The organism is Gordonia aichiensis NBRC 108223 (assembly GCF_000332975.1).
Lineage (GTDB): Bacteria > Actinomycetota > Actinomycetes > Mycobacteriales > Mycobacteriaceae > Gordonia > Gordonia aichiensis.
On the sequence record NZ_BANR01000028.1, the window covers coordinates 16,846 to 31,033 of the forward strand.

The following is a 14,188-nucleotide window of genomic DNA, read 5'->3' on the forward strand; positions in this document are numbered from 1 at the left end:
TCTCTGTCGCGGGTCGCGACGGAGAGGTCGGCGCGCATGCTGCGATGCGTCCGAACCCCTACGGATGCACCGGGATTCGACCGAGCTGTTGACCTACCAGCGCGGCGAGGTTGTTCCCCACCAGGTTGACGAACGCGGGCCAGGTGTCCGGATTGAGCGCCATCGTCCCCTGATCGCTGGTACTGCAGCCACGTCGAACCGGCTTGCCGTCAAGTCTGTCGGCCATCCAGACCACCGCAGGAGCGAACCCCTCGACGGCCAGCGTGATGTGTTCGCTGAAGTGGTCGCGTGTGTAGGTGATGTCGGCCCCGGGCTTGCTGCAGTAGGTCTTCACCAAGGTGTTCACGGGGCCCACCGGCGCGATCCAGTCGGGATTGGATTGGTAGATGAACATCGGGAAGTCGGGTGTGGTGCGCCCCATCTTCAACTCGTTCAGGACTTTTCGGGGCGTCGGATAGTCGAGCGGGTCGCCCGGCACATTGATCAGCCCCTTGATATTGAGGAAAGGCGCCAGCGCGGCCTGATAGGTCAGGCAGAGCGGATTCTTGGCTCCGATCAACGCCTTGCCGAGTGGATTCATGTGCGCTCGAAGGAAAGCCGCCAGTTCCGGGTACTCGCGGCTCACGCCGATGACGCCGGCGAGGATCAAACCGGATGCAGCGTTGTTGTTGGCCAGGTCGACCAGAGCACGGATGTTCGCGGGAACGCCACCTTCTGCGGCGCCGACGATGGGTAGTTCCGGTGCATAGGATCGATGGAGCTCCGACGCCCAGCCGGTGGCGATCGCACCCCCCGAATAGCCCATCAGCCCGACGCGGAGGTCCTTCTTGAGTCCGAGCGGAGTGAAGTTCCGTGCGCCGCGGATAGCGTCGAGGGTGATGCGCCCGGCCAGCGGACCAGCGGCGAACGCTGAATCGGGGCCCTGATGGTCCGGGACGACAACCGAATAGCCCGCCGCGACAAGCGATGTGATCTGTAGGAGCTCAAAGGTGGAGTCGACCGAGCCGGTCAGGTTGCCCGGGATCGACGCCTGCTGCAGCGCGTACGACGGCGCACAGTACTGCGCGGTCGAGTCCTCGGCAGACTGCCAGGAGACGAGCTTCGAGGGTCCGGGCTTGACCGGTCCGCGGGGTCGCAGCACGGTGGCGACCGATGCGATCGGTTCGCCGCGCGTGTTGGTCGAGCGGAACGAGTACTGCCAGCTGTCGACGTTCAGCGGAAAGATGGACAGCGCAGCGAGATTCACGCGGCGTGCTGCGATGAGTTCACCGGGCCTCTTCGCGGCGACAGTTGCGGCTGGCGGCTGGTAGAAGGTCTTGTCGAACTCGGGGATAGCGGGCGGGACGGGGAAGGGGAGTGCGGGTGCGACGGGCACCGCGGCGGCATCCCCCGCGCCGGTGCTCACCAGGGTGAACAGGGCGAGGAAGAGTGCGGTGACGAGTCCGACGAAGGTCCCTCCACGACGGCGTGCCCGCCGACTCTGCACCCGTTCCGCGGCTGCTCGACGGTCCGCCTGTTCGGCGTCGTGTGTAGATATCTGCTGTGTGTGCACTCTGTCCCGACCCACGTGTGCAAGACCTTTCTCGACCGCAAGAGATGTGTGAGACGGTTACGTCTCATAATTTGGTCGAGAGTAACGGCTTGTGGCATAGGACACAAGCACAAGGTTTCATCGCGCGGATCACGTGAGTGTGCAGAAGTGAAGAGGCTCGACCTCGTGGACGCGTGCGATGCCCTGGGGGAGGAGCGCGCGTGATGGGGCGAGGTCGAGCCTCTCTGTGAGACGAACGCGTCTCACACGGTAGCCTAAGGTCAACAGTTCACGATGGCAAATTGACACCAGTTTTTCGTGAATGCGGCTCAGATCTCGGCAAACGCGAGCAGGATGTCGGTGAGTACGTCGACCACAACATCGAGTGAATCCGGTTCAGGCGCAAGGCTCCAGCGGTGGACGACTGCGGTGAGAGCGCCAACGAAGGCTATGCCGAGCTGCCGACTGCGAACGTCCTCGGGGCGGTCGGCGAACGTCGACATCGCGCCGACGAAGAAGTCGACCCACTCATCCCGGCCGTCGAGTCGATGCTGCTCGACCCGAGGGCTGACGCCGACGATCTGCACGAATGAGACCTCGGCGCGCCGGGGGTCGGAGCCGACGGAGTGCATGTAGGCGTTCATCGCGGCGTTGGAGAGGTCGCGGACCTCCTGCGATGGCGATTGTGCCAATGCCGATGCGACGGCATCGCGCGCTGCGCCCTGGATCTCGTCGTAGACGGCGATGAGAAGTTCTTCCCTGTCGGAGAACAGCTCATAGAACTGACGGCGGGAGAGCCCCGCGGCCCGACATATCGAGGTGACAGACGACGCCGCGTAACCGGTAGAGGCGAACTCGTCGAGTGCGGCGTCGAGGAAGCGTCGACGGCGCTCGGCGAGCCGATCGGCAATGGGACGCCCGGCGTAGGTGCGCTGGGCCCGTTCGGTCGTCACCGGCTCGGTTGGCACAGGTCGGGCATCACTGTGTCGGGGCGTCGAGGTGCTTGGCCCGAAGCTCGTGGCCCTTCGACGTCAGGCAGCGGCCCGACGGGAGATCCCACTGCCAGCCGTGCAGATTGCAGGTGAGCTTCTCGCCCTCGATCACACCGAACTTCGACAGGTCGGCCTTGAGGTGCGGGCAGCGGCGCTGAATCTCCCAGCCGTCCTTGACGATCGACGCCGAGTCGTCGTGGGCTTCGGAGAACCAGCCGTCGGCATAGGCGATCCGTTCGTCGGTGAGGCACTTGAAGAAGGTGTAGAGGTACTCGTTGTAACCGCCGATGCGCCAGGTGGTGAAGCGCGTCGACAGGAAGATGGTGTTCACCCAGTCGGGCTCTTGATCGCGCAGCACCGTGCGCACCAACTCGGGGGCGATGCGAAAACCGTAGCGGTACTTGCCTTCTCCCTCCTTGGGTTCACGCACGATGCGATTGGGGAAGTCGAGTACGACGGTCTGTGCCTGGGGGTGATCGGCGCCGTCCTTGCTGTGGAAGTCCGGCGTGATCACCAGGCCGACCGGGTATCCGATGCCATCGCAGATCAGATCCGACTGTGCCATGATCGGCTCGAACAACTCGCGTAGCGGCTCGAGGAGCGACTCGCTGTCGTCGACGGCCCAGGTCTGCTTCTGCGCCGCGATGACCGGTGCGAACTTCTCCTTCATCCGCTCGAGGTACGCCTGCTTGTTCTCGCCGAAGACGTCGTGCGGCGCGTACGGGTGGCTGACCTCGTCGAGCGTCGAACCGGTGAAGCGGGCAGTCGACCCCGACACCATCATCAGACCGCGATGGCGCTCGCCGTCGTCGGTGCCGTGGATGCGCATCTGCTCCAGGAAGGTCTCCTGGTCGGGGAAGATCGACGTGACATCGCCCGGGCGGGCGTTCTGGGAGGGATCGTCGATCCCGGAGCCGAAGTCGTTCAGGGCGAACAGGTCGTCGTCGAGAAACATGGGCGGCCCTGCAGAGGGGATAACCCAGGTGGCCCCGACCTGCTCGATGTAGGAGCGGGCGCGGTCCATGCCGCGTTGACGCTTCTGCGCCGCGAAGTTGGCCTTGGAGCGTTTGGGGATGTCGTAGACCATCGGATACCAGATGGCGCCCGAGTACTGAAGCATGTGGACGTCGACGTGGCCGAACTGGTCGGCGATGACGTCGAGGTCGATGGGCCGGGCGTCGTTCATGTTGAAGGCGGTGGTCTCGCCGTCGGAGACGACGAGACCGGAGTCGCCGATCGGGCCGTCGGCCGGTGCCCGCAAGGCGATGATCATGACGTCGAGGTCGCCCTTGGGGCCGGAGACCGTCGTTTTGACCGAATCGGTGGTCTCGACGAACTTCGTGAAGCCGAGCTTCTCGAGTTCGCGCTTGAGGTCGGGCACCGGGTAGTCGGGAAGCAGGACGGTGGCGTCCTTGCTGACGTTCTCGCGCAGATTGCGCTCATCGAAGTGGTCGAGGTGCAGGTGTGAGACGTAGAGGTAGTCGCACTGACCGAGTGCCTTCCAGTCGAGCTCGGAGTTGTCGGGAAACGGCACCCACGACGCGAAGTAAGTCGGATTGGTCCATGGGTCGCAGAGGATCGAACCGGCGTTGGTCTGGAGGTGGAAACCGGCGTGTCCGATGCTGGTGATCTGCACGTGGGGCCTTTCGTGTTCGCGCGAGCTGTTCTCGGTGGCTGGTGCGCGCGGCGGAGCTCTCGACCATCCAATCTATCGAGTGGGCGCAACTCGCGTCGTGGGCCTCAAGGCCCGACCATCGACGGTCGCGATCTGACAACTATTCATGCGCATCAGTGCAAGTAAGTGACGCCTCTATCCGGAGAAGATTGTGTCAACGGTCACACCGTCGAAGGGTGGCCGGCCCAGATGCAGTTCGACCAGAGGGGATGCGCGATGACCGCAGTTGACGAGACGATCCGGCATGAGTTGTCGGCAGGAGCCAGAACACAACTGCTCGTGGACGGGACCTGGCGAGACGCGGCTGGCGGTGAGACCTTCGAGGATCTGAATCCCGCAACGGCGACAGCGTTGGTCAGTGTCGCGGCGGCAACCCCGCGCGACGTCGACGATGCGGTGCGTGCAGCGCGGACCAGCCTCGAGGGCGAGTGGGGTGCGACGCCCGGCGCAGTGCGTGGTGCCATCCTCAACCGGATCGCGGATCTGATCGACCGTGACGCCGACACGCTTGCCCACCTGGAGGCGCTCGACGTCGGCAAGCCCCTCGGCCAGCCGGGGATGCTCGATGTGCCCAACGCGGCTGCGACCTTCCGTCACTTCGCCGGCTGGGCCGACAAGATCACGGGTGAAACGATCCCGACGGCGGGCTATTTCGGTCAGCCCACCCACTCGTACACCGTGCGCGAACCGGTCGGTGTGATCGGTGCGATCATCCCGTGGAACACGCCGCTGATGATCGCGGCATGGAAGATCGCACCGGCGTTGGCGGCAGGCAACACGATGGTGGTCAAGCCGCCGGAGGATGCGCCATTGTCGATTCTCCATCTCGCCGGCCTCCTGCAGGAGGCTGGACTGCCCGCCGGCGTGGTCAACGTACTTCCCGGACTCGGCGACGTGACGGGCGAAGCGATCGTGACCCACCCCGACGTCGACAAGGTCAGCTTCACCGGTAGCCCACGCGTAGGCAAGCACATTGCGCGCGCAGCGGCGGAGACATTCAAGCGCGTGACTCTCGAACTCGGCGGCAAGTCGCCCCAGATCATCCTCGCCGACGCCGACCTGGAGGCCGCGATCAACGGGACGGCCATGGGTCTGTTCTTCAACCAGGGTGAGGTCTGCGCCGCGGGCACGAGGGTCTTCGTGCACAGGTCTGTGTACGACCAGGTGGTAGAGGGCTTGGCCGCTGCGGCGGCTGCGCAGGTGGTCGGCGACCCGCTCGATCCTGCGACCACCATGGGGGCACTGGTGAATGCGCGGCAACTCGACACCGTGCTCTCCTACATCGAGAGTGGCAAGGAACAGGGTGCGCGCCTCGCGGCCGGTGGCGAACGGGCCGACGGCGATGGATTCTTTGTGCGCCCGACCATTTTCGCCGATGCGACCAACGACATGAAGATCGCTCGTGAGGAGATCTTCGGTCCCGTGGGAACCGTGATCGCTTTCGACGACGTGGATGACGCCATCGCGATGGCCAACGACACCGATTACGGTCTCGCGGCGTCGATCTGGACACGCGATGTTTCACTCGCCCACTCGCTGGCGGGCAGGGTGCGTGCCGGGGCGGTGTGGGTTAATGGCTGGGCTGCAATAGATCCTGCGCTTCCCTGGGGAGGAATGAAGACCAGTGGGGTCGGCCGCGAGCTCGGGTGGGCGGGAATCCTCGCCAACACCGAGGAAAAGGTCGTCACCGTCGTTCTGTGACGTCATGTCGACGTCGATGTTTCTGTAATAAACACTGCAACAACAATTCTGGGAGGATCAACGATGAAAACCCAAGCAGCAGTACTGTGGGAGCCAGGTCAGGACTGGCAGATCGAGGAACTCGAACTCGACGCTCCCCAGTGGGGTGAGGTGAAGGTCGAACTCGCCGCATCGGGTATGTGTCACTCGGACGAGCATGTCCGCGACGGCAGCGTGCCGGTCGGGATGTACCCCTACATCGGCGGTCACGAGGGGGCCGGCGTCGTGACGGAGATCGGCCCGGGAGTCAAAAGCGTCGAGGTCGGCGATCACGTTGCGCTGGGGTTCATCCCCGCGTGCGGGCGTTGTCCGTCGTGCGCCAAGGGAATGTCCAGCATCTGCGATCTCGGTGCGAACCTCCTTGCGGGGGTCCAGCTCTCCGATGGCACGGCACGCCATCACGTCAACGGCCAGGATGCGGGGCTGATGTGTCTGCTCGGCACGTTCGCGCCGGTCACCGTCGTCAACGAGGCCTCGTGTGTGAAACTCACCAACGACATCCCGCTCGACAAGGCGGCACTCGTCGGTTGCGGTGTGACCACAGGCTGGGGTTCTTCGGTATACGCGGCAGGTGTCTCTGCAGGCGAAACCGTCGTGGTGCTGGGAATGGGTGGCGTCGGCTGCGGTGCCGTGCAGGGTGCGGCGCTCGCAGGCGCACGGCACGTCGTTCTGGTTGATCCGTCACCCTTCAAGCGTGAACAGGCCAAGGTGTTCGGGGCAACGCACGCGGTGGCAACCGTCGATGAAGCGCTCGAACTCCTGCAGGAGATCACCTGGGGCCAGCTTGCCGACAAAGTGCTGATCACGGTGGACGTCGCCCGAGGCGAGCTCGTCGGCCAGGCGATGAGCCTCGTCGCGAAAGGCGGCGTCTGCGTTCAGGTGTCGGTCGGCGATCTGACCGCCACAGATGTCACGATGAGCCTCTTCGATCTGACCGCGATGCGAAAGACTTTCAAGGGCGCGTGGTTCGGAAACGCCAACATTCGGTTCGACATCCCGCACCTGCTGCGGCTGTACATGGAGGGCCAACTCAAGCTCGACGAGATGATCACACACACCTACTCTCTCGATCAGGTCAACGAGGGATACGCGGCCATGCGTAGAGCCGAGAACATCCGCGGCGTGATCATGTACTGAGTGGGAGCTTCTCATGTCAGAACTGCGAACTCCGCTGGTGTGTCTCCACGGACTGACCGGAAGTCCACGAAACTGGGATTCGATTCGGGGGTCGGTGGAGGACTACCACCAGGTTGTCACGCCGACGATTCTCGGACACCGGGGTGGCCCGGATTTCGTTGCACGTGAGGGTATCTCGGCAGTGTCCGTGCTGGCGGACGGCATCGAACAGCAGCTGGATTCGGCCGGTGTCGGTGACGCGCATCTGGTCGGGAATTCGCTCGGCGGCTGGCTCGCACTCGAACTCGCGGCGCGCGGGAGAGCCCGATCGGTCGTGTGTCTATCGCCTGCTTTCGGTTGGTTGAAAGGAGCACACGTCGAGGCCGTGTTCCGGGGTTTCGAGGTGGGTCGGCGGGTGTACCGTGCAGTCGGCCCGGTCGGAGCAGCCGTGACCAGGTCACGGACTGCCCGGAAGATGTTGTTCGGCAGAGTGATACACAGAACCGATCAACTGGATTCTGTGTCGGCGGTAGGAATCATCGACGACAACCTCGCCTGTCGCGCCTTCCACCCGCTCATCGCAGCCTTCCGCACCGAGCCGCTTCCGGAATTGGGACCGATCGATGTGCCGGTCACCATCGCGTGGGGGACGGAGGACGTGTTGATTCCGGAATCGACCTTCGGCACCCGCTTTGCCGAACTGGTGCCGAAGGCCGAGCGTCGCAGCATCACAGGCGTCGGGCATGTGCCCATGTACGACGATGCCGACGCTGTCTGCGCCGAGATACTGCGTGTGACAGCCTGATTCAGTGTCATCTCACACAACCGTGCGCTGCATCCGCGGCGTGAACAGACCGTTCACGCCGCGGATGAAGCGGTCATAACGCGGCGTGCGACAGATGCTCTACTGCCTGTCGCGATACTCCCGCGGGCTCATCCCGTAGGTGCTTTTGAAGAGCTTGGAGAAGTGGGCTGCGTCGACCAGTCCATTCGACGCAGCGATGTCGCCGATGCTTCGGTGAGCCTGACGGGGATCGGCGAGATCGCGTCGACTGCGCGCCAGCCGCCGTTGCCGGATGAAGCCCGCCACCGTCTGGCCATCGTGCGCGAAGAGCTTCTGAAGCTGACGGACCGAAATGTGATGTTTTGCAGCCACCGCGGCCGGCGACAAGGTGACGTCGCCGAGAGTGCTCTCGATGTAGGAGCGCGCCGACATCAACACCGTTTCTCCGCTGCCGAGGTGGTTGGGTGTGGCCGCGCGTAGCGCCGCACTGACCAGGTCGGCGACTGCTTCGGTGACAAGCGGATTGTCGGTGGCATCCGAATGCGGCTGTCGGACCTGCTCATCGAGCGAGGTGAGTACGGGCCGCAGCAGTGCACCGATTCCGGTTGACGATGCGATGGTTCTGGCTGTCGCATCGCGCAATTCGTTCTCCCCGATGCGAATTGCCGCACGCTCGACCACTGCGACGAGCATCTCGAAAGAATCGTTCAGCGACAACTCGTAGCAATGGCTGGTGTCGTAGACCGCGATATCGCCGGGACCGAGTGCTGCGACACGACCGTGCTGTGTGACGGTCGAATGACCGCGAACCTGCAGGGCGACCTTGATCACGCCGGGGTCGGCGCGTCGTATGGTGATCGGCGAACGCCGAATGCGCGCCCGGGAGCCGATCACTCCGGACATCTGGAGCTCACCGAGGTCCGCGCTGGAGAGCGCGCCGTGGAAGGGCTCGTCGGTGCTCTGGAGTGGGATGGCATCAAGCGGAACGAATGCCGACGAAATCGCCTCGCGCCATTCATCGAACCCCGCATCCCGGAGTATCTGGGGAAAGGGTTCGCGAGTGGTCCGCATCGTCGTCAGTCCTTGGGTCGGTTGTCCACCAGTCGCTTCGCTTTCCCTGTCGAACGCTGCAGGGAGCCCGGCTCGGCGATCATGACGTCTACGGTAACGCCGATGCGGTTCTTGATGAGTCGTTTCAGGTTTGCCGCGGCAGGGGCTCGGTGGTGTTCGGCGACGTCGGGCCTGTACTCGACGCGGACGGTCAACGTGTCCATGCGACCGGGGCGATCGAGTACACACTGGAATTGTGGAGCCAGTGCCGCTTCGGTGAGGATCAATTCCTCGATCTGTGTGGGGAAGAGGTTGACGCCACGCAGGATGATCATGTCGTCGGTACGGCCGGTCACCTTCTGCATCCGCCGCATGGTGCGAGCAGTTCCCGGGAGGAGTCGGGTGAGGTCGCGGGTGCGGTATCTGATGATGGGCATGGCCTCTTTGCTGAGAGAGGTGAAGACCAGCTCACCTTCCTCGCCGTCCGGGAGGACCTCACCGGTCATCGGGTCGATGATCTCCGGGTAGAAGTGGTCCTCCCAGATGTGCAGCCCGTCTTTCGTTTCCACGCACTCCTGCGCAACGCCGGGACCCATGACCTCCGACAGGCCGTAGATGTCGACGGCGTCCATCGCGAGCGTGGCTTCGAGTTCTGTCCGCATCTGTTCGGTCCACGGCTCGGCTCCGAACACGCCTGTGCGCAGCGATGTTTTCGCGGGATCGATGCCCTGGCGCTGCATGGCGTCGACGATTGTCAGCATGTACGACGGCGTCACCATGATCGCGTCGGGTTGGAAGTCCTCGATGAGTTGTATCTGTCGTTCGGTCATACCGCCCGACATCGGGATCACCGTGCAGCCCAGACGTTCTGCACCGTAGTGGGCGCCGAGTCCGCCGGTGAACAGCCCATAGCCATAGGCAACGTGCACCTTGTCACTCGGTCTTACTCCCGCCGCACGCAGACTGCGCGCAACGAGGTCGGCCCAGTTGTCGAGATCCCGACTCGTGTAGCCGACGACGGTGGGTCGCCCGGTGGTTCCCGACGACGCGTGCAGGCGGGAGATCTTGTCCTGCGCAACCGCGAACATGCCGAACGGATAGTTGTTGCGCAGGTCGGCCTTTGCGGTGAACGGGAAGAGCGCGAGATCGCCGAGACTCTTCAGGTCGTTCGGGTGAACACCCTTGGAGTCGAACGCTTGTCGATAGTGGGGAACGTTGTCGTATGCGTGCTGCAGCGTCCAGCGCAGGCGCTCGAGCTGGAGTGCGCTGATCTCGTCGCGGGAAGCGAACTCGATGTCGGACGTGTCGTGTCCGCCGGTTGAGGTCGGAAGTGTGGTGGTCATCGTGGACTCCGTGGTGAGGATTGTGGACTGTGTGGGATCGAGCTGAGCCGGGCGAGAACAGTGGCGTGGGTCAGCTGTCGAAGTCGACGGCGACGGTGTCACTGACCGGATACGTCTGACAGGTCAGGACGAACCCCGCGTCGACCTCGGACTGCTCCAGCGCGTAGTTGCGCACCATGTCGACCTCGCCGCAGGTGATCTTTGCGCGGCAGGTGCCGCACACGCCTCCCTTGCACGCGAACGGGAGGTCTGCGCGCAGGGTTTCTCCGGATTCGAGGATCGTCTCGTCGCGGGCAAGTGTGCCGGTGACCGATCGTCCGTCGAGCGTGAGGGTCACCTCGCTCGTGGGTCCGGAACCGGTTGACTCGCGGTGGCGGGCGACCGGTGGTGGAACTGCTTCGACGTAGAACAGCTCGTTGTGAATACGACCGGCGTCTACGCCACGTTCGGCCAGCGAGTGCTTGGCACCCTCGACCATGTCGAGTGGCCCGCAGAGCCAGAAGTCGTCGACATCGTCAGTGGGAACCACGGTGTCGAGGATCGAGTTGAGGCGCTCGCGGTCGAGACGCCCGCTGAACAGTTCGACTTCGCGCGGTTCCCGGGACAACACGTGGATGATGTCGAACCGCGCGCCGTACTCGTCCTTGAGGTCGGCGAGTTCCTCGGCGAACATGACCGATCGCGTACGACGATTGACGTAGATGATGGTGACCTGCGCGTCGGAGCGTTCCAACAATGACGCCGCGATCGAGAGCATCGGTGTGATGCCCGAACCTGCCGCGATCAGTAGATGTCTACCACCCGCGTGCGGGTCGGCGTAGAAGGTTCCGCTCGGTGCCATCACGTCGATCTGGTCGCCTGCGCGGACCTCGTGGACGAGCCACGAGGAGAAGAGGCCGCCATCGATTTCGCGGACACCGACTCGTGGCGCGGTACCGACGGGTGCGCAGATCGAGTACGACCGGCGATGCTCGACGCCGTCGACAACCCTACGGAGAGTGAGTGATTCGCCGGGTCGGAAGGCGAAGTGCTTGGTGAGATCGGCGGGGACCTCGAATGTCACGGCGGCGGCGTCGTCGCACAGCTGCTCGACGTCGGCGACGGTGAGAGTGTGAAAGTCTCGTGAGCGCACGGATGACCTGGCTTGTGCCGACCCGGTGGCCATGGTGGTGGTGGACATCGTCAGATCTCCTTGACGTGGTCAAACGGTTCCGCGCATTCCATGCACCGGTAGTGCGCCTTACAGAGTGTTGCGCCGAACTCGGAAACGAGAGTCGTTGCGGCCGAGCCGCAGTGGGGACATGTGACGTCACGGGGGCGAGGGGTCAACGTGAGCGGTATCGGTCCGGTTGTGCGCCGTGGGGCAGGTCCCGGCGCGGAGTAGCCGGCGGCAACGAGCTTGCGGCGCCCGGTTGCTGTGATCCAGTCGGTCGTCCACGCAGGTTCGAGCCGGGTGATGATCTCGACGTCGCGGTAGCCGTGCCGGGCGAGCGCGGATTCGATGTCAGATCGGATGGTCAGCATGGCGGGGCACCCGGAGTAGGTGGGAGTGATGACGACTCTGACACGGTCGTTCGCCACCGTCACGTCGCGCACGATACCGAGGTCGGCGAGAGTGACCATCGGCATCTCCGGATCGAGGACCGCTCCGACGATCTCCGCGGGTGCCGAGGTGTACAGGTCAGCTGTTGTGGCGCTGGTCATCTCACCACGACCCTTCGGGATGTGCACGGGCAACGCTCTGCATCTCGGCGAGCAGATGGCCGAGGAACTCGGTGTGCGCGCCATCTCGGCCTGCACGCCCTCCGAGCCTGCCCGCGGTGGCAGTCTCGGGGGCGTCGATCCCCGCGGCCGAGAAGATCTGCTCGAGAACGTCGTCGAATTCGGTTCGGAGAGTGCGTGGATCGACGCCGACGCCGACTGCGTCGAGTGCGAGCTCGTCGGTTGTTGGTTCGAAAAGTTCGTTCACGTAGGGCCAGATCCGTTCCAGCCCTTCGATCAGTCGACGACGCGATTCGTCGGTACCGCAACCGAACGTTACCAACCATCGCGCTGCGTAGTCGCGGTGATAGGTCAACTCCTTGACGCCCTTTCGCGCGACCGCTGCCAGCACGGGGTCACGTGAGTCGCGTAGCCGGGCGAACAGCGCCAGGCGCCAGGCCGACAGAATTGTCAGCCAGGCCATCGACTGTGCGAAGTCTCCGTTCTCGATCTCGGCAATGCGTACGTTGCGGAAGTCGTTCTCACCGCGGAAGAACGCCAAAGCGTCCTCGGGCGCCGCAGGCGATGTCGGGGTGATGAAGGGCACGAGCGAGGCGTCTGCCGCTGCTGCGCGCGCGAAGAGCAGGCGGGTCTGACCGAGGAGGTCGAGCGCGACATTGGCGATCGCCACCTCTTCCTCGAGCTCCGGGGCGTGGGTGGTCCATTCGGTCAATCGCTGCGCGGCGACAAGGGCGTCGTCGCCGAGCATGAGGCAGTATCGGCCCAGGGCCGCGGTGTCGACATCGTCGGGGACCGTGGTGTCCACACCGGCGAGCGGGTCGTCGAAGCTCGTGCCGAAAGCCCACTGTCCGTGCTGGTCTTCGGGGATGTCGTGTGTGTCGACGAGGCCCTGGTAAGCGTTGTCGTGATCTGTCATCGTCGTATCGCTCTCACATGTGCGGGACGTTGTCGGGGATGTCGTAGAACGTGGGATGCCGGTAGACCTTGTCGCCGCTCGGCGCGAAGAACGGGTCCTTTTCCGACGGACTCGACGCGGTGATATCGGCGGACCTGACCACCCAGATGCTGACGCCCTCGTTGCGGCGGGTGTAGACGTCGCGCGCATGCCGAAGGGCCATCTCATCATCTGCAGCGTGCAGTGAACCGACATGCACGTGGTTGAGTCCGCGCTTTCCCCGCACGAACACCTCGTACAGCGGCCACTCTGCTTTGATCTGACTCATTTGCTCATCTCCTGTTCGTGGTCGGTGCGGTGTTGGCGGGCAGCGAAGGCCGCGGCGGCCTCGCGGACCCACGCACCGTTGTCGTGGGCTGCGCGACGTACGCGGATGCGCTCATGGTTGAGCGGCCCGTCCCCTTTGACCACGGCGGTGAACTCACTCCAGTCCGGCTCACCGAAGTCATAGGACTCGCGGTCGGGGTTCCAGGTGAGGTCGGGGTCGGGGAGTGTGACGCCGAGCGCCTGTGCCTGCGGCACGGTCATGTCGACGAAGCGCTGGCGCAGTTCATCGTTGCTGTGTCGCTTGATGTGCCAGGCCATCGACTGTTCTGTGTTCGGCGACTGTTCGTCGGGCGGGCCGAACATCATCAGCGCCGGCCACCAGAACCGGTTGACTGATTCCTGCACCATTTCCCGTTGGGCGTCGGTGCCGCCCATCATGACGGTCAGTAGTTCGTAGCCTTGACGCTGGTGGAAGGACTCCTCTTTGCAGACCCGGATCATTGCGCGACCATATGGACCGAAAGAGCTGCGGCACAGCGGAACCTGGTTGCAGATTGCCGCACCGTCGACGAGCCAGCCGATGGTACCGACATCGGCGAAGGTCAGCGTCGGATAGTTGAAGATCGACGAGTATTTCTGCCTGCCCGACAACAGTTTGTCGACGAGATCGTCGCGGTCGGCGCCGAGTGTCTCGGCGGCAGAGTAGAGGTAGAGCCCGTGGCCTGCCTCGTCCTGGACCTTCGCGGTCAGGATTGCCTTGCGCCGCAACGATGGTGCGCGCGTCAGCCAGTTGCCTTCCGGCTGCATCCCGATGATCTCCGAATGCGCGTGCTGGGCAATCTGGCGGATGAGGGTCTTGCGATAGCCGTCAGGCATCCAGTCGCGCGGCTCGATACGCTGGTCATCGGCGATCGTCTGGTCGAAAACGGCGAGGAGTTCGTTCTCTGTCGGGGTGTCCGCGTGCGATGTGGTCATGGGTGATGATTCCTTGGGCTGGAGTCGAACTGCGTTCT

13 protein-coding genes are annotated in these 14,188 nt (G+C 64.0%); 3 read left to right on the forward strand and 10 right to left on the reverse strand.

The genetic code is table 11. The features are described 5' to 3' along the window. Positions 1–58 precede the first annotated feature (58 nt). From GOACH_RS19945 to GOACH_RS19955, 3 genes are all read right to left on the reverse strand, one after another. On the reverse strand, positions 59–1,417 hold the full coding sequence (locus tag GOACH_RS19945) for a lipase family protein (protein WP_245551974.1): 1,359 nt from the start codon (positions 1,415–1,417) through the stop codon (positions 59–61). 443 nt (positions 1,418–1,860) lie between these two features. After that, positions 1,861–2,499, reverse strand: a complete 639-nt coding sequence (locus GOACH_RS19950; RefSeq protein WP_005178864.1) for a TetR/AcrR family transcriptional regulator — start codon at positions 2,497–2,499, stop codon at positions 1,861–1,863. A gap of 10 nt (positions 2,500–2,509) precedes the next feature. Next, entirely contained in the window at positions 2,510–4,159 is a 1,650-nt protein-coding gene (locus GOACH_RS19955; protein ID WP_005178866.1) for a Rieske 2Fe-2S domain-containing protein, read from the reverse strand. Between the two features lie 255 nt (positions 4,160–4,414). Between GOACH_RS19955 and styD the strand changes: the two genes are divergently transcribed. The 3 genes from styD to GOACH_RS19970 all read left to right on the forward strand — a co-directional run bounded on the left by styD (position 4,415) and on the right by GOACH_RS19970 (position 7,859). After that, positions 4,415–5,899 (forward strand): phenylacetaldehyde dehydrogenase StyD, encoded by a 1,485-nt coding sequence (styD, locus tag GOACH_RS19960; RefSeq protein WP_005178867.1) that lies wholly within the window; start codon positions 4,415–4,417, stop codon positions 5,897–5,899. Positions 5,900–5,962: 63 nt separating this feature from the next. Continuing rightward, entirely contained in the window at positions 5,963–7,075 is a 1,113-nt protein-coding gene (locus tag GOACH_RS19965; RefSeq protein WP_005178870.1) for an NDMA-dependent alcohol dehydrogenase, read from the forward strand. 13 nt (positions 7,076–7,088) lie between these two features. Next, positions 7,089–7,859: an alpha/beta fold hydrolase gene (locus GOACH_RS19970; RefSeq protein ID WP_005178873.1), complete on the forward strand. Its 771-nt coding sequence runs from the start codon at positions 7,089–7,091 to the stop codon at positions 7,857–7,859. 99 nt (positions 7,860–7,958) lie between these two features. Here the strand turns inward: GOACH_RS19970 and GOACH_RS19975 are convergent, their stop codons facing one another. From GOACH_RS19975 to paaA, 7 genes are all read right to left on the reverse strand, one after another. Continuing rightward, positions 7,959–8,909, reverse strand: coding sequence for an AraC-like ligand-binding domain-containing protein (locus GOACH_RS19975; protein WP_005178875.1), 951 nt, complete (start codon positions 8,907–8,909; stop codon positions 7,959–7,961). Positions 8,910–8,914: 5 nt separating this feature from the next. After that, on the reverse strand, positions 8,915–10,231 hold the full coding sequence (gene paaK / locus GOACH_RS19980) for a phenylacetate--CoA ligase PaaK (protein WP_005178878.1): 1,317 nt from the start codon (positions 10,229–10,231) through the stop codon (positions 8,915–8,917). A 70-nt stretch (positions 10,232–10,301) separates the two neighbouring features. Then, complete coding sequence (gene paaE / locus GOACH_RS19985) at positions 10,302–11,396, reverse strand: 1,2-phenylacetyl-CoA epoxidase subunit PaaE (protein WP_040519272.1); 1,095 nt, start codon at positions 11,394–11,396, stop codon at positions 10,302–10,304. 17 nt (positions 11,397–11,413) lie between these two features. Next, positions 11,414–11,935: a 1,2-phenylacetyl-CoA epoxidase subunit PaaD gene (paaD, locus tag GOACH_RS19990; protein ID WP_005178883.1), complete on the reverse strand. Its 522-nt coding sequence runs from the start codon at positions 11,933–11,935 to the stop codon at positions 11,414–11,416. 1 nt (position 11,936) lies between these two features. After that, complete coding sequence (gene paaC / locus GOACH_RS19995) at positions 11,937–12,869, reverse strand: 1,2-phenylacetyl-CoA epoxidase subunit PaaC (protein ID WP_005178886.1); 933 nt, start codon at positions 12,867–12,869, stop codon at positions 11,937–11,939. Between the two features lie 13 nt (positions 12,870–12,882). Further along, a complete protein-coding gene (paaB, locus tag GOACH_RS20000; RefSeq protein WP_005178890.1) occupies positions 12,883–13,176 on the reverse strand; it encodes a 1,2-phenylacetyl-CoA epoxidase subunit PaaB in 294 nt (97 codons plus the stop codon). After that, on the reverse strand, positions 13,173–14,150 hold the full coding sequence (paaA, locus tag GOACH_RS20005; protein WP_005178893.1) for a 1,2-phenylacetyl-CoA epoxidase subunit PaaA: 978 nt from the start codon (positions 14,148–14,150) through the stop codon (positions 13,173–13,175). The genes paaB and paaA overlap by 4 nt, the downstream gene beginning before the upstream one ends. Between the last annotated feature and the right edge of the window lie 38 nt (positions 14,151–14,188).